This is a genomic window from Ulvibacterium marinum, assembly GCF_003626755.1.
GTDB lineage: Bacteria > Bacteroidota > Bacteroidia > Flavobacteriales > Flavobacteriaceae > Ulvibacterium > Ulvibacterium marinum.
This window is the reverse complement of the sequence record NZ_RBCJ01000001.1, coordinates 1,532,759-1,548,733: the sequence shown is the minus strand read 5'-3', so window position 1 is coordinate 1,548,733 and position 15,975 is coordinate 1,532,759. Positions and strand designations below refer to the sequence as shown.

Below are 15,975 nucleotides of genomic sequence, written 5' to 3'. Positions count from 1 at the left end.
TATAAATTACACTTGGGTACTGTCACGCTGTATTTTTCGGTCAATAACACCCTTGGCCCAATGAACAGATCTCGTTCCAAAACACTCGGCTATCGCATCGACCCCGATAAGAGTTCCTTTGGCCAGTCGTCCCATCATCGCGACCGGAACCACATTCTCGCTATTCTTGCTTATCATCAACCCGTTCTCCTCTGTGCGTGCACCTAGCTTATCATGAATCGGCGCTACCGCCTCATTCATTAAAATACCTTTTATAATGGGACTCTGAACTTTTAGTAGTTGTGGTGAATCCAATACGGAGTTTATCATTATATCCGCATTATCCGTTTTTCCTTCAAGTTCGAATGTCCATCCAACTTCTGCCAGTTCTATTTCGGGATTGTTGACAAGGCTCAAATCTAAAATCCCACAATCTGCCAATTCCGATAACTGTTGCAGGCTATCTACCGGTGGTCCATATGAATACCTTTTAAGACGCTCATCCAAAGCTACTATCTTACAGATCAAGTCGTCCGGCAATGGTGCGAACGACAAAATCCGGTACATGGTCGGCTGGCAATGGCGCCATACATGTCCGATACAGTAATCCAGACTTACCGCGCCAGAACCCGTAGCCATAGCTATAAACCTATTGATGGCTTCCAAGGCGCCCATATCTATCGGAATTAGCAGTTCATGGGAAAACGTATCGTTGCGTAACCATTGACTAACTATCTCTTCGATTTCGGCTCTGGATAGGGTGTGTTCGATGGACATACTATCCATGGCTATGAATTTGTCCGCTATAATCGGGGCTATGGCATCGATGAGAAAATCGGTCGAACGCGCCTCCGCTTTTTCTATGCGGCGGAAAATTGCATTCCCATAATCTTCGAGCTGATCCTTAGAAGGAATATAAAGTAAATCTATCTCTTTGTTGAGCGGTTTGGGAGCCATGGGCAGACCGTCCAATGAAAATGGTATAATCGACCTTGGTTCTTTACCGCTGGCATGATACTTCATCGTTCTTTTCTTATCGTCCGTAATTTCGAATTTTCCATCAAGGTCGATGGTAAGTGCGCGAACGACATCTATCATCGCCAGACCGAAGCCTCGGATAGCGATTGTATAGTTGGAAAGACCGGTCGATGTATTCGTAATCCTTGAGACAGGATAAGGCTGCGTATAGAGTTCACAATTATCGAGTTCCTGTACCCGCTTAAGCCACATTGTCATCTGCCCATCAAGTTCGATAGGCTGATGCCCGATGCAAAGTGCGGCCTCTCTTGCCAAGCAGCTTTGACCTCCGAGTATACTGATGACGACGCTCTGTTCATCTATCCTTATGATATCCGCTTCCCCGTTTATATAGACCAACAGTCCCTGACTATGAAGAATTCCCGCAATCGAATTGTAACGTTCGTGCAAATATTTACCCAACTCCGAGCGAAGGGGAAATTCGTCGACCTCTGTTAAGGAATGTGGTTCTGCATTGTATCCTGACCACTCCTGAAAATCGGGAAAATCGGGAATGGAAAAGTTTTCGAAAACCGTCTTTTCACGATTATTTATACCTACGGCTCTGCGCGATACATTGAGCCAGTTACTGTCGGCCTGGTCCAAATCATAGACCGGTCCCGCACCTGGATAAGGACTTTTCTCCACGACCAGTACCTTGGGCAACACTTCATTTTTGGCAGCTTGGCGGAATAGGGATTCAAGGGCTGACAATCCTCTTGGTCCACATCCCACTATTGCAACATCAAATATTCTGGTATCCTCTTTCATAATCTTTGTAATCGCTTTTTTAGGCATTTGATGTTATAACGACCGAATTCCCCACGGCGATCTCGCCGGACTCCAATGGAACCAGACCGACACCCATTGTCGGACGCTGTCCCATCGACAGTCGGACTTTGGCTAATGTTGCAAGGGGCTGCATTGTCCTATCTTTTTTGGCAGTTTCCGGATCAATAGTTGTAAAAACACATCGACCTGTACGTTCCTGCACACGGAACTTTAGTCCATCGATCTCCAAGTATTCCCATTTGTCCTCTTCAAAGGGTTCATGACCATCCACGATTATATTGGGCCGGAAGTTGCGGGCGCTCACATTAGAAGTTAATTTACTGTTCAGATAATTGAGTGTTTTCAAATTGATTAAATGTATGGGCGCAGAATCGGCGAAGGCCTTGATATCCCCCTCCCTTCCTCCACGTTTTTTCGAGACGGAATTAAATTTACCGTTGAGATATACAAAACGGTAATTGCCATGAAGCAATTCAGATAACCAATGATTGGCTGCGTCATCAAAACAACAGCCCGAGACCTGGTTCTTGAATAGTTTATAGTCAACGAAATTATTATTTTTCGGCAGTCCGAAGTCAATGGTTTCCCCCATTTTAGTTTCTATCGCTAGCCGGTCGCGAACTACTCCGGACTTCAACTTTACCAGTTCCGGCAACTCTCTTCCGGTAATGACCTTACCTGATTCATCAACGATACATACACATCGATCGTGTCGAAATCCCGATAAGTCCACATTTACCTCCGAATGCGAAATGCCCCGAGAACTTTTAAGCACATATTTATACAACCTCTTTATTATCATAGTGTCACTTAGTTGTGCACAATATAGGTAGTTTTGATATGTGTTTATAAATAAATAGCGATTGGGTTAACAATTGGTGCAAATGGGGGAACGATTAATGAAAACGATGGTTAGATTTGATTTTATTAATCTAACAACTATATTATGGAAGAATACAGATTTAAGGACGAGAGAATCGATAAGGTTTTTGATACCGCTGAGAGTGCGAACGACTATTATGACTTTTTGGTCAAGACAGGTTACAGTACCGATGATATTACCGTTATCATGTCAGAAGATACGAAGCAACGTTTCTATGCGACAAACGAGCATATTAGCAATACTGGTGAGGAAGCATTGAAGGGTGCAGGGACTGGAAGCGCAATCGGTGGAACTGTTGGTGCTGTTGCAGGTGCTTTGTTGGCCATTGGTAGTTCTATTGTGATTCCAGGGCTGGGAATAGCGGTAGCCGGACCGATTGCAGCTGCCCTGGCAGGTGCAGGCGCGGGTGGAGCGACCGGAGCGATAATAGGAGCATTGACCAAGGCGGGGCTTTCCGATTCAGCTACGACGGAATATAAGAACGCAATGGATAAAGGCCATATTATCATATCTGTGGAACCGAAGGATAGGAACGATGTTGTACTTGTTTCAAAGTACGGCCGTGACATTCATAACGGTTACACCCAAGTGTAAAAACTGTATAAAATTATCCCGCCGTAAATTGGCGGGTTTTTTTTTGCTTTATCATAAAAACTTGCTCTATTTATATATTCAGTGTATATGATTTAAATTTATAATCTAAAAGGCTCACTTATCACCATCTTACTAAGAGATGGCAGAAGTAAAGTGATGTGCCCTTATAGACAGTAATGTGAATTTTTTCATAAAGTATCCTTTAATTAAACTTTGTTAGACTTGAGTATTCAATAACTTCTTAAGTTCCCTGTATTTTTCTAATAGAGCTCCTCTATTACCCCAATCCTCTGTGTCATCCTCAACTTTGGGATTTAAGAATGTACCGTTATCCGCAATTGTTTCTTCAAGCTACAAACCCATTTTTATTGAATTTCTTTCTTGCTCTTCAGTATCAATATAAATCCCCATCATTTCTTTCGAGTGTTCCAAACCTTTGTTGAAAACCTCTTCAAATAGGTTTAGAAATTGTTCAACGATATTCTTAGTTGCCCGATTCATAATTTATTCCTTATTTGAACTTTGAGGGAAGATACTAAAATTCCCATCGTTTTAAAATGGTATAACTATACAGTTCAATATAGCGATAGCGTTATTTTTAAATTGGTATTTAATACAATACCAGGGTTTAATTCCTTAATTTTCTCTAAGCTTTATATCTCATGGGAAACAAAACCTATAGAACCTGTCAAAACTGCGGTACCGTTAATCTTAACAAGGATTACTGTCAAGAATGCGGAGAGATTGTCAATATCCTTTTGGAGCGAAAAATTGAGCGTGAAAATAAAGCGTTGAAAAAGGAACGTATGGAAAAACAAAAAGAGCCGAATAAGGTGACCGTGTTCTTTGAAAAAGCCAAAACCCACCCCAATATTGTCTTAAGAAGCATAGCCATATTTTTCTACTCTATTTGGGTTATTGTATTGGCGATAGGTTCGTTTTTCGCCCTGTTATTTGGATATATTGCAGCCTGAAAAATTAATAAGCAGTAACACCATCAACACCCTCTTGACATACCGTTCGATAGCCTTTCAGTGGGTTAAAAGTTTTTACTTTCCTATTTGCTGTGTGCTGGCGGTTAGCTTATATTTTTACCAGCTTACTGATTTTTACGTTCCCAAACTGTTGAATAATTATTTCAATGATTTGGTCTGTATGCCAATTGTCCTTAAAATCTGCCAATACGTAGTTCGCTATGTGAAGTCGAATGCAGCGATTTATATTCCCTTGGCGCTCCAGCTAGTTTTAACCTTTGTCTTCTGTAACTATTTTGAATATATACTTCCGAAATACAACCCTAGATATACAAGTGACGGACTTGATGTCGTCATGTATTTTTTAGGGACGTTCTTTTTCTTTCTTATGGAGCGGCCTAGGTCATCAAGAACACTTGAAATCTATTAAGGTTGAGATACTGGACGTTTTGGGGAATCGCGATACCATTGACCTTGACTTACTTCTTATTTAATTCTAATATCAAGCTAAAGTAGAAGTTACTGCCGTTTTTACTTGTCGGAGAACTCTTGACAAAAGCTGCAATTTGTAAAGAGTCTATTGGATTAGTTAAACTCTGATGAAGTTACCTAGAATTTAATCCTCTGGTTATTATATCGATCATAGAGCTAATTCCGTGGATAAATTGAGTTTCTCCATTCTCTCTATCGACCATTAAAATACTATTCTTAATTCTGACCAAGTTTTCAGAATACCCTGCAAATTCAAAGTGTTCATTTCTGTACTCATCTTCAAACTCATTGAGCATCTCATACGCCTTTCTAGCGTATTTCCAATCCTTTTGATTTAGGAAAGAGCTCTTGAGTTCTAATAATTCTATATTAATATCTTTCAATCTCATCGCTTTTTTGACTTTACCAAACTGATATTATACCTCCAATCAACTAAATTTTAAATTCTATAAGGTATTTTAGAGTCCTTAATTTCTATATGCTCGTATCCTGTTTTCAATAGTAGTTTGCCTAATCCAATTTTGTTTAATTCAAAATCTAATGACGGACCCAATATTATTTCCTTAATTGGTAATTTCAAATTATTTTCAGTATGCTTCATTACTTTTGAGTTGTTAATTCCTTTTTTCCGCTCTTTTTTAAACCTTGATATTAGCTTGATATAAGGAACGATAAGATTATTGGAATTTCTAAAATATAGAATTTTCTTTTTTTGTTTGTTAATGTTTCCATCAAAACGATATTCAATTCTAAACTCTTCTTCTTCCCTAAAACTAGGATGTTTGAAGTTTGCTATTATAGCTTCAAGAAAATAAATAAGGGTGTCGGCAACAAGATAATCGTAATCGAAACCTTCCCAATCAAGCAATTCCTTATACCCATTAAAATAATCAAGACTTATTTTGATGTATTCTTCTAAAACTTCTATCTGTTCTAATTCATTGTACATGATATTCATACAATCAACCCAATCGTATATGGATTCCTCAATATGGAAAGGGCAAAACCCAATAGCAACTCCCTTGCCATTATTTCCATAAGAACGCCATTGACTTAATAAATCCCCATTTCTTGAAAAACATGTAACATATCGATCTGTTTCAGATATCTTGCTTAAATTACTCCTTAAAAACTCAATAATTTTCTCGCTTTCTTTTTTAGTCTCAAAGCTATTTAAGACTCCTTGTATAAGGCCTATTCCATGTTTTAGTTCTTTTCTGTCATTTAGAAAATTTATATTAGTGGCATACAAATTCTGTGATTCCAAAATCCCAATTAATCCCTCAAAACTTGTATAGTGATATATTGTTTCATATGGTTCAACCGCTTTTTTAACCTTATCATTTGTAAGAGAAGCTTTAAGCAACTTATCTGCTAAATCAAGTTTTAGTGAAGCCCAATTTTCAGCAGTTATTTTGATTTTATCAGGTTTGCTCATAAATTGTAGCTAACTGTTCGGCACATATGTCAAGATTTCCTTTCCTTGAACTTTAGGGGATTGACCTATATCTTTCATACTCTATTTTTCATTAAGATCATCAAACTTTGCTTTCATTGTAGGATTTCCATGAGTAAGCTTCTTAATAGTCAAATCACTTGCTTTATTGTTAGCCAATCGTAAATTATTTTCCGAAGACAATAATGCATCTTTTGTTTTTTGTAGATGAATAATTGTTTTGTCTATTTCATCAATAGCAGTTTTAAATTTTCGACTAGCTAAATCATAATTTCTCGCAAAACCCTCCTTAAACGCGTTTATTTTTTCCTCAAAATTTGTAATGTCTACGTTTTGATTTCTAATCAGATTTAATTCTGCTTTGTATTGCATTGAGTTCATTGCCGCATTTCGCAGTAGTGTGATAATTGGAATGAAAAATTGAGGTCGCACTACGTACATTTTATTGAATTTATATGATACATCTACTATTCCTGTGTTATATAGTTCATTTTCTGATTCAAGTAAAGAGACAAGAACTGCATATTCACATTTCTTTTCTAATCGATCTTTATCAAGTTTTGCAAAAAAGTCTTCATTCTTCCTTTTTGTAGCAGTCTCATCATTCTCGTTTTTCATTTCGAACATTATTGAAATGATTTCATTACCTGCTCCGTCAGTTTCTTTATAGATAAAATCACCTTTGTTTCCAGCTCTTGAATCGTTATCTTTTTCAAAATAAGCATTTTGAAAAGCCGTTGCTCGAAGTTTGTTGAATTCAGCTTCACAATGTTGTTCTAATGTTTCGCCAATCATTTTTGTGGAAAGCTTCTGCTTAAAGTCTTTCAAACGAGCAATTTCATCATCCTTCATCTTAAGAACTTCGTCTTTTGCTTTGATTTTATCATTAAACTTTTCATTTATTGATTTTTCGAATAGTTGCCTTTCTGTTTCCTTGTTCTTCAAATTATTTGAGAGTTCATCACGTTCTTTTTCGATTATTTTGGTCGCTTCAATAACTTCCAATTTTTTTTGAACTTCTGCATTTTCTATTTGAGATTTCATTTCGGCGATTTCTGTTTCTTTTCTTGCTAGTTTCTCAGCAAGTTCAGAATCACTTTTAGCTTTTAATTCGGTTAGTTCTTTGTCTTTCTTTGCTAGCTCTTCTTGCAACGAGTTTTTTAAGTTGGCCTTCGCCAGTTGAACTGCACTTTCTTTTTCCTTCTCTGCAAGTGCTAGTCGGCTAGTTAATTCTTCCTCAAATTGATGGTCGCGAACTTGTTTAAGTATATCAGCAAATCCGGCTTTATCAACTTTGAAAGCTTTTTTACAATTAGGGCAAATAATCTCGTTCATATTCTGTTTATTTTAAATGCTTCACAATAATCATAAATATGTATTAGCAAGTATATTTCCTTTTAAACAATATACTTACTTTTTGTCCACCAGCTGCAAACTGGGACCAATGCATGAAATTAATTTTTATAAACGAAATTTTAAACTTTCGAATAACGATATTTCCCTTTTATGTTATTCGCTAGATATTTCCCATGCGAACCTGCTCCCATCAACTTTTCAAAGACCTGCTCAGGAATATCAAAGTATTGATAGATACCTCCGTTAAGAAATTCAACCTCTAATGTTTCGCTACTTGAATCATAGCCTATAGATTGAATGTTGGATGATGACACACTTTTTCTTTCCATAATTTTTTGATTTAAGTTATTTATAAGTCTTTCAATATGAGGGTTTTGAGCCCTCCAAGTTTCAGCTAATTCTTCGTATACCGGATGTTCTTCCATAGGAATACCCCAGCCACCTGTGTGCTGAGAATCTTCAACTGGATTAGGAGTATCTTCATAAATAATAGGGTCTTGACTATCAGGCCTTTTATCCTTTGGGGGTGCTTGAATTAAAGTACGCATTGGAAGTTTTACGGCTTCTCCAAGTATGATTGCTTCTCCAGTTCTCAGTATTGGAAGCATATTTGTCAATCCATCTAGATTATCAGGCAATGCCGCTGTAATATGTCCTCTGTCGGTTGCATTTGTTAATCGTAATGCAAAAAATGTTCCACATTGGGAAAGGATTGTTGAATTTATTTCTGAAGGACGCTGGCTAACAATCATTGCTCCAATTCCATATTTTCTACCTTCCTTGACAATTCGCTGAACAGTTCGTGAAGCAATACCTTTAAACAAATCATTTAAGTATATATGAGCTTCTTCCATCACTAGTAGTAATGGTCGATGACGACCACCTTGGGCTAAATCACGCGCCCAAAATAAGGCCTCATAAAGGATTCTTAGAACCACCCCAATTATTGTATTTAAAATATCATTAGGAACGCCAGATAAATCAATAATTGTTATTGGTTTTGAACAGCCAATCCAACTTTCCAATAGACTATCTAAATCTTTTGATACTTTACCATCTTCCTCGGGAGACCATTCACCTGGTTTAAAAATAAAATCATACCGAGGTATCCTCAATTTGGAACCTAAGAGAGACAATTGTTTTCCAATATTTAAGGATGATGGCAGATAGTTGATTTTTTCTGGGTCACCAGCATCATTTTTTGGGTTTTTGAAAATTGGTGGAATGCCATTTTCAGCATCGCCCACTAATTCTTTACCATTTGAATCTACTTCGTAAGCAAGATTATCGTAAGGCTTTCCACTATTACTCTTATAATAAGTTCCGAATGTTTCAAGATAAAGTTGATACCACAACTTATTGAGATTAAAAGGAATAGGAGAATCTACACTCAGTGCGTCAATATTAGCACCGTTCTTTGGATAGTTTTTTAAACTACTCTCCTTGTATTTTTGAATTCTTTCAAGAATGATATTGCGGTCCTTCTCATTATTAAATTCACCAAAACTCATCTCACATAACTCATTAAAATTCAAGGCCCAAAAAGGGATATACAACTCATTTTCCTTGTATTTTGCAGTTTTATTAGCTCCTATTTTGAAAATTTCAGCTCTATCATGCAAGGCCTGAGAGTACTCACCATGAATATCCAAAATAAGTATCCGAGCCGAGGGATAATTTTTGTCATTCGACAATGCGTTTAAAATACTTGCAACTGTGGTTGATTTACCCGAGCCGGTTGTACCGAGAATAGCAGAATGTCTAGTAACAAGTTTATTAACATCAATTAAAGCAGGTATAGACTCAGCATTGGCAATATGTCCTAATTTAACAAAATAAGGCTTATTAGGTTGACCATATATCCGTTCTAATTCTTTTTCTGAAATTAAGTGTACTTCATCACCAATTGTTGGATACTGGGAAATTCCGCGTTGAAACATACCTGTGCGTTGACCTTCACCGATCAATTGAATTGTCATCCATCTATTCCCATTAGGTTGATTCTCAGTCTTGTTTTCTGGAATTGAACTCGCACCTACTTGACTAATTATTCCAAACAAATCAGTAAAACCTATTGGTATCCTTATGAAACTTCCGATTTGTCCAATTCTATAACCTTGACCATCAATATAAACGAAACCAGTTAATGATTCTTTAGATAAGGAAACGCTAACCGTTGTACCATTAACATCTTGAACACTTCCTAAAAATGTTTCTTCATTAATCATCCTTTGAGTCTTTATTGGTTTCTGAAATATTCCCAATCAACATTTTTAAGAAATCAGTAAAAGTGGCAAAATCGCCTAGTCTAATTTGAAGAATTTCTTCTTCCATTGTTATGAATCGCAATAAATCCTTATCCTCAGTTTCTTTTTGCTTTTTCCATTCTCCGTAATTCGTGCCAATAATTGCTTTGTCAAAAGCCCAAACATTAAGATTATGTCTATCAAGTGCGAGTTTATTTGCTTTTGGATATCTTTCAATACCGTCCTTAATAAAGTATGAGTCATGCATCAATGCTAATACCATTGCAGAAGGGTTTGCTTTTAGAGCATTGATAATGGTATCATTTAAATGTTCATCGTTAAAAGAATATCCAGAAAGGACAAGCAATGAGGATTTTTGTCTTATGAACCTGTTTAATTGGTCTATAAGTGCCAAATAAGGCATCTTTCTGCTTTGCTCATATTTTAAATGCGATGGATAAATGAGATGAGAAGCATCCTCTTTTATTTCGGAGGATCTATAGATTTTTTTTTGTTCTTGAATTTCTTCTTGATACCAATTTATGGAACCATGAATTTTCCAAAGTCTAGTCCAATGAATAGGTATCAAATTGTTTTCCACAGCTCTTAAATCAAAAAAAGACTTTTTTGATCCAACGAAACCGTCGAAATATGGAATCTCCAGAGACTCTAAAGAATCTTCAAGTAATAAATCATAGTTTGTTGTAAATATATCAATAGGTATTTCCCTATCTATTGAACTAATCCATTTGCTGAGCTTATGATAAGGTGTTTGATTGTTAGGTAACTCAACATTTATTTTCCTTACAATTTGTTTACAAACTTCACTTTCTAGACTCTCCAAATCTTTTTCAGAAAAACCGCGTACTTTACCCCCAACGGATACTTGTTTAAGGCCTCTAATAAAGCTTAATATATCTTCAATATTATTTCTGTCTTTTTTTGCCTTATCAACCTCCAATAATAACGCTACATATTTTTCATTAGCACTCATTTCATTATTAATCCATAGTGTTAAGTTTTTTACATCTGGGATTAGTGGCCATTTGCCCTCTGGCATTTGAACAGAAAGTGGACACCCTGCTGATATAAAAAACCCAATTGGTTTACTATCTTGAGAAAGGGACTGTCTTAGATATTCTAAATGTCTTATAGGATCGTGATATATACTCATGTTAGTTGTTTTAAAAATATATCGCTGCTATTCGTATGGTTAAGCAACTCGTTTTATTTATTGAAATCAACGGTTACCTCTTTTATAATTTTGTCAGTTAAATGCATTTCAGCGCAATGCTCTATTGAACCAATTTCAAATTGAAGAACAGAATCTTCATCAGTCAAAGCAATTATTCGATGTTCTTTTTGATAGCTTAAAAGGTGTGTTTTGTTGAACAAGGACAATTTATGGTTGTTCTTGTTCAAATTTTTGTATCTGACCATATTATGAGAATATTCAATTCCCATTTCCGCTAATTTGTTAGTAACAGAATTTAAAAATTGCTGTACATCCTTAATAATTAGACAATGTGTTCCAAATCGGTTCATTCTTTTATCAATCCGATGGATTGATTTTCTTCTCAATAATAAAGTTGAAATAGCGTAAGTCGAAAAAATATTTCCAATATGTCCGGTGTGATGCTTTCTTAACTGAAGACTTGCATTATTAAAAGTTACTGGGTTATTTGGAATTCTGAGAGTTAGTCTACCATTCTTAATATTTTCAACTTCTGAAGCTCCTTCATAAATGTCACCAATTCCCTCTTTTTCAAAATTTTTAAACCATTGAATTGTGTTCATGAATATTTCTCCTTTCCTCAAAAGGTTTTCTATATGCTCTTTTTTTCCAAATTTTAAAAGAAATATAACTTCAGTATTCATTTTATATGTTTCATGACTTACACGTATTTAAGCCTGTATATATGTCTGCATATAGCGCGATATAGATTCAGGTGTTAGTTTTATAGTAACAAGTACCAAAAATATCTAAAGTAGTGGGGGCTGGTAAACTTCAGGTAATGTAATAGCAATATAAGGTAAGTTGTGTAAATATTCTTACAAGAAAGCGTAAAATTGAAAAGGACTGACAGTCGTGCTTTTAAACATTTATGGTTGGTTTCGTATAACTCTTTACATTACACCTTTCGGAAACGCATTAAGAGTTACTGACGAAGGCCTGAAATCTAATTCAAATTGAAAAACTCTTTACAAAATCCGCTTATTGTAAAGAGTCGATAACAAGACAGATTAATGTGGAATTCTTAGTAAAGTGCTATTTAAATATTCAAATAAAATTACTCTTGTATTTCTCATAATCGGTAAGCTCATCACGAAATCCATCAAAGACCTCTTCTTCACGATAGCTGGATTTACCGAGCAGAGAGCTAAAAGCATAAACGCTTCTTCTTAAAAGACGTGCGTGTTTGGCATTTACTTTTTGATTATTGGCGACAAGTATTTTTTCCCTAAGCCCATTTTCCATATGAAATTTCAGAATCTCTTGGGAGAGGTTCGGTCGTACACCGTCATTGGCGATCATGAAAGCAGCCTTTTCGTACAATTGCTTTTCAATCAGGTAAGACACCCATAAATTTTTGAGGTGGCCTTGTTTCTGGCTTGTAGTCTTATCAAGTATCGTTCGTTGATCTTTAAGTATCGTATCCAGACCTTTTGTGGCCAAAAGATATTTTTGGGTTTTCGGTAAGAGTGGCACTCCAACCGGAAATTTGGAATAAATGGAGTGCAAGAAAAGATGGTTTTCTTTTCGCAAAAAGTAAATACCCTTTGCATTGAACAATCGAATATAATCCTTGGCCGACTTTTCAAAGGGAATATGCAGTTTTTCCCCAGTTTCCTGATAGGCGCTCAGACTCAATTCCTCAAAAGTTTGGCGGTGTTTATCGGACATGGATCCGTACAGACTCGGAAAGATTATCGGAAGGAAAAAAACGCTTCCATTAATACCAGCCTCCTTAAAGGGCACGTTGTTGACCAGGGCATTAAGCACCTTTTCATTCTGACTAATAAATCCGGTAGACACATAGGAATTGGTAGTTTCGGGCAGCATAAAGTTGGGAAGGGCCAAAGGACTTTGGTGCCTATTGGAATTGAGATAGGCTATATGGCCCCGAACATACTTTACCCCAAGACTTTGTAAAAGTTCAAAAACAATGGCCTTATCTGACGTAACATCAAAAAGACCTTTGCCGAGAATTTTTTGTATCAAGAAAGCTTTCTGATGTAGCACTTCAACTTCTTTTTTACTTTCGGACACATAAATCGCACGCTGCGTTTGCTCGAATTCCGACCGAATCAGAGACGCTAAGAATGTTGGATTTCGCTGTAGATAGGTATTCAAAAAAACAAAACGCTCCGAAGAACAGATAATAGGTAACAGCTCATTGAGTCTTTTGTTTCGGACAAATTCAGACAACAAACTATCTTTATAGCCGTTCAAATAAGCGGTATAAAAAGCATTTTTAATCAGCTTCCTGACTTCCAAAGCCATTTGGTTGCTCCTTGTATCCAGTTCGGTCTTGACTCCTTTTCCTTTATCATTTAGCACAGAATTAGCCTCAAAACCTAACAGAGAACTAATTTCTTGGCTGTTAAACACATATCCGGATTTATCTAAAATGGTAAAATCCAACGGCTTGCCCTCGTCATTATATCGGACCTTGGCATCGATTTTTTGGTACGACTTTAAAATATGTGGAAGGTCTTCAGGATATATGCTTTTAAAAAGTTGAAAGGTAGTCATCAACTGTTTTTCCAATCGTTTTCTGTGCATGGGCAATGACTTTGATTGCGATTGCCTGTTGAAAATGGCCTGTAGTTTTGGCCCGCTCAATCTTGGGTGGACCGTATACCCATCGATAAATCTTGATCTATAGCCGTTATCAATGGCTATTCCATAGGAAACACCGATACGGCCTGAACGATTTTTTGTCGGTTTTACCACAATATGATAGGGTGCCACCAACTGCGCAAGTTCTTTAAAACTTCGCACCTTGTGCTTCTGTAGGGTACTGTTCAAAATGTCCTGAATATAAAATTTCACACCATTAGTGTCGTCTTTTTTGATTTCAGGCAGACGATAAAGCGGTAGTTCTCTGCTGGATTTTGTTTCAGGGGATGGCGACAACCCGAACCGTTGTTCCAGATATTTCTGGGTGGCTACATTACGTCTAAAGTCATGGGAAAGGTCTATTAAATTACCATTTTCTTTTACCGTAGTGGACACGATATGAACATGTTGATGTTGTGTATCGAAATGACGTACTACCACAAAAGGCTGTTCGCCATAGCCCATATTTTCCATATAGTTTTTGGAGAGTTCATAGAAATCTGAATCGTTCAATTTTTCGCCATGGGGTAGATTTAGCGAAATATGTACATAGCGCTTTTGTGATTCATGGCGACCACCCAAATGGTGTAAAATCCTAGTGAATTGTTCTTGGGTGGTATCGGTTTTAGAATAGGTATTTTGATATCCAAGCACGCGGATTTTGGTCTTGCCGAACACATAATTAATAACACCATGTACACTTTCCCGATACAAAATTCGTCCGATCATCTATTCCCTTTTATCATCCAAAAGCCCAAAAATCTTCCGCATTAATTCATTTGATTTCTGCATTTCCAGTTCCAATTTTGAGTTCGGACGTATCAAATTCTTGTAATTGGCAACTTTGACCAGTTGATTGATGTTGGTTCCAATCTTGTTAATTTGATAGGTCAGGTTTGAAGTTGAATCTGAAATCCGGGTTTCCAGGACCGCCTTATCCTGCAAAATCAGTCTCCTCAAAAAGGGTCCCAATACCCCTCTTTTTTTGAAATCCAGATTGTAAGATTCCAATAGTATTTTGATAGTCTTCATTTCGGTATCATTGAAACGCAGGTTAACCGTATGCTCTCTTTTATGTTTCCCTAATGGTTTTCTTCCCGCTTTTTTACGCATCGATCAGTACTGAATTATTTATATTTTATTCATTTTTCACTTCGCCAGAAGTAGTCATTTTAAGGCACTTAAAATATAACTTGCTATCCGCCCCTGCGGATAAATATAGAAAAACAGAATGAATCTTATCTATTTAATTATCAGTATTTTATACGAATTAATTACATGAAAACAAATGAAACTAAATGATAAATTTTGTGTGCGTATTACTTTTGGATAATAGTAGTGAAAAGGTTTTTTTATACTTTGATAAATAGGTATTCAAACCATCCCTAGCATGGAAAAAATAAATGCAAGGCGGCGACTTTTTTCGCCGTCTTGCGTTTATGCGCGTTTCCGAGGGGGTTTGAAAAAGCGGAACGGAAAGCCTCCCGAAAGCGGGCGGGCGAAGGTCGGTCGCTCGGGTCGGCTTGGAGTGTAGGATTTTCAAACTTCCGCACGAAAAGGGGAGAGAAAGAAATTGACAATACTTTGAACGATACAAGAAAAACGGCCATTTTTCGTTGTAGTAAAGTTGAGACAATGGTCTAATGGCCGTTCTCTTTACAAAGACAATATAACATTGAACTTCTACTGGAAAATTCTAATCGGTTTAGTCGTACTCTATTATGGGTATGTCTTCTGGGTCTTGAAAATTAAAAAAGAGCCAAAGGTAAAAAAAGATGCTTCAAATGAGTCATATTTGCAAAATAATGATATATTTGTAAATAATACATCATTTGAACAAACCGATTTGGAAGATATACTCGACCAGGTAGTAGAGGACACAGAAAATAATTCCAAGCTACTGGATGCTTTTAAAAAGGGTTCATCTGATGAAGATGATATAAATTCCTTAACTCGTAAAAAGCATGAAAAACTCAAAGTTATCCGTAGCAAGGATTCCGTGGACGATAAACCCACCGACTCCGAATCCTAAAGAATTCCTATTCCTTTTATTGTTGATCCTTTTTGTTCCGACTGACCTCTTCTCGCAACTCAACGAACTGGTCAGCGAATTCCAAAAGACCGAAAGTGAGGCCGAAAGCATTGCCGACAGTATTGTCGGGGTCGTAAAGACCATAGCTGGTGTTTCCGTAATCATCGGCTCGTTGGTCTACCTCTATTTAAGGGAGCAACAAAGTGATCTTACAAAGAAGGTCGGCAATACGATTATCGGTATTGCGCTCTTCTTTATTCTTCTGGCCGTAGGCGATAGCATCCGTTCCTAACACGCAACACCCTTTGTT

Annotated in this window: 13 protein-coding genes; 3 read left to right on the top strand and 10 right to left on the bottom strand. The window is 36.8% G+C overall.

The genetic code is table 11. The features are described from left to right. Positions 1–6 precede the first annotated feature (6 nt). Together D7Z94_RS06635 and D7Z94_RS06630 are read right to left on the bottom strand one after the other, a co-directional pair. Positions 7–1,767 carry an FAD/NAD(P)-binding protein gene (locus D7Z94_RS06635; protein WP_158594592.1) on the bottom strand — a complete coding sequence of 587 codons (1,761 nt, stop codon included), beginning with the start codon at positions 1,765–1,767 and terminating at the stop codon, positions 7–9. 19 nt (positions 1,768–1,786) lie between these two features. Further along, positions 1,787–2,590, bottom strand: coding sequence for an MOSC domain-containing protein (locus D7Z94_RS06630; protein ID WP_120710695.1), 804 nt, complete (start codon positions 2,588–2,590; stop codon positions 1,787–1,789). Positions 2,591–2,734: 144 nt separating this feature from the next. Between D7Z94_RS06630 and D7Z94_RS06625 the strand changes: the two genes are divergently transcribed. Together D7Z94_RS06625 and D7Z94_RS06620 are read left to right on the top strand one after the other, a co-directional pair. Further along, positions 2,735–3,265: a hypothetical protein gene (locus D7Z94_RS06625; RefSeq protein WP_120710694.1), complete on the top strand. Its 531-nt coding sequence runs from the start codon at positions 2,735–2,737 to the stop codon at positions 3,263–3,265. Between the two features lie 662 nt (positions 3,266–3,927). After that, on the top strand, positions 3,928–4,239 hold the full coding sequence (locus D7Z94_RS06620) for a hypothetical protein (RefSeq protein ID WP_120710693.1): 312 nt from the start codon (positions 3,928–3,930) through the stop codon (positions 4,237–4,239). A gap of 605 nt (positions 4,240–4,844) precedes the next feature. Here the strand turns inward: D7Z94_RS06620 and D7Z94_RS06615 are convergent. From D7Z94_RS06615 to mobC, 8 genes are all read right to left on the bottom strand, one after another. Next, entirely contained in the window at positions 4,845–5,114 is a 270-nt protein-coding gene (locus tag D7Z94_RS06615; protein WP_147415839.1) for a hypothetical protein, read from the bottom strand. 56 nt (positions 5,115–5,170) lie between these two features. Continuing rightward, on the bottom strand, positions 5,171–6,169 hold the full coding sequence (locus D7Z94_RS06610) for a DUF2971 domain-containing protein (RefSeq protein ID WP_120710691.1): 999 nt from the start codon (positions 6,167–6,169) through the stop codon (positions 5,171–5,173). An 81-nt stretch (positions 6,170–6,250) separates the two neighbouring features. Further along, the gene (locus D7Z94_RS06605) at positions 6,251–7,522 is read right to left on the bottom strand and encodes a DUF2130 domain-containing protein (protein ID WP_120710690.1); all 1,272 of its coding nucleotides are present in this window, start codon (positions 7,520–7,522) and stop codon (positions 6,251–6,253) included. A gap of 140 nt (positions 7,523–7,662) precedes the next feature. After that, entirely contained in the window at positions 7,663–9,771 is a 2,109-nt protein-coding gene (locus tag D7Z94_RS06600) for a helicase HerA-like domain-containing protein (RefSeq protein ID WP_120710689.1), read from the bottom strand. Next, the gene (locus tag D7Z94_RS06595) at positions 9,764–10,963 is read right to left on the bottom strand and encodes an SIR2 family protein (protein ID WP_120710688.1); all 1,200 of its coding nucleotides are present in this window, start codon (positions 10,961–10,963) and stop codon (positions 9,764–9,766) included. The genes D7Z94_RS06600 and D7Z94_RS06595 overlap by 8 nt, the downstream gene beginning before the upstream one ends. Before the next feature lie 53 nt (positions 10,964–11,016). Continuing rightward, positions 11,017–11,667 carry a hypothetical protein gene (locus D7Z94_RS06590; protein ID WP_120710687.1) on the bottom strand — a complete coding sequence of 217 codons (651 nt, stop codon included), beginning with the start codon at positions 11,665–11,667 and terminating at the stop codon, positions 11,017–11,019. Between the two features lie 403 nt (positions 11,668–12,070). Beyond that, positions 12,071–14,362, bottom strand: coding sequence for a relaxase/mobilization nuclease domain-containing protein (locus D7Z94_RS06585; RefSeq protein ID WP_120710686.1), 2,292 nt, complete (start codon positions 14,360–14,362; stop codon positions 12,071–12,073). Then, complete coding sequence (gene mobC, locus D7Z94_RS06580; RefSeq protein WP_120710685.1) at positions 14,363–14,746, bottom strand: plasmid mobilization relaxosome protein MobC; 384 nt, start codon at positions 14,744–14,746, stop codon at positions 14,363–14,365. Positions 14,747–15,597: 851 nt separating this feature from the next. Here mobC and D7Z94_RS06570 point away from each other — a divergent pair. Beyond that, positions 15,598–15,957, top strand: a complete 360-nt coding sequence (locus D7Z94_RS06570) for a TrbC/VirB2 family protein (RefSeq protein ID WP_120710683.1) — start codon at positions 15,598–15,600, stop codon at positions 15,955–15,957. Positions 15,958–15,975 lie beyond the last annotated feature (18 nt).

What these genes read in the sequence shown, in the direction of transcription:
- D7Z94_RS06635 (WP_158594592.1), bottom strand. Translation starts at nt 1,767, where the DNA reads ATGAAAGAGGATACCAGAATATTTGATGTTGCAATAGTGGGATGTGGA.
- D7Z94_RS06630 (WP_120710695.1), bottom strand. Translation starts at nt 2,590, where the DNA reads ATGATAATAAAGAGGTTGTATAAATATGTGCTTAAAAGTTCTCGGGGC.
- D7Z94_RS06625 (WP_120710694.1), top strand. Translation starts at nt 2,735, where the DNA reads ATGGAAGAATACAGATTTAAGGACGAGAGAATCGATAAGGTTTTTGAT.
- D7Z94_RS06620 (WP_120710693.1), top strand. Translation starts at nt 3,928, where the DNA reads ATGGGAAACAAAACCTATAGAACCTGTCAAAACTGCGGTACCGTTAAT.
- D7Z94_RS06610 (WP_120710691.1), bottom strand. Translation starts at nt 6,169, where the DNA reads ATGAGCAAACCTGATAAAATCAAAATAACTGCTGAAAATTGGGCTTCA.
- D7Z94_RS06605 (WP_120710690.1), bottom strand. Translation starts at nt 7,522, where the DNA reads ATGAACGAGATTATTTGCCCTAATTGTAAAAAAGCTTTCAAAGTTGAT.
- D7Z94_RS06600 (WP_120710689.1), bottom strand. Translation starts at nt 9,771, where the DNA reads ATGATTAATGAAGAAACATTTTTAGGAAGTGTTCAAGATGTTAATGGT.
- D7Z94_RS06595 (WP_120710688.1), bottom strand. Translation starts at nt 10,963, where the DNA reads ATGAGTATATATCACGATCCTATAAGACATTTAGAATATCTAAGACAG.
- D7Z94_RS06590 (WP_120710687.1), bottom strand. Translation starts at nt 11,667, where the DNA reads ATGAATACTGAAGTTATATTTCTTTTAAAATTTGGAAAAAAAGAGCAT.
- D7Z94_RS06585 (WP_120710686.1), bottom strand. Translation starts at nt 14,362, where the DNA reads ATGATCGGACGAATTTTGTATCGGGAAAGTGTACATGGTGTTATTAAT.
- mobC (WP_120710685.1), bottom strand. Translation starts at nt 14,746, where the DNA reads ATGCGTAAAAAAGCGGGAAGAAAACCATTAGGGAAACATAAAAGAGAG.
- D7Z94_RS06570 (WP_120710683.1), top strand. Translation starts at nt 15,598, where the DNA reads ATGAAAAACTCAAAGTTATCCGTAGCAAGGATTCCGTGGACGATAAAC.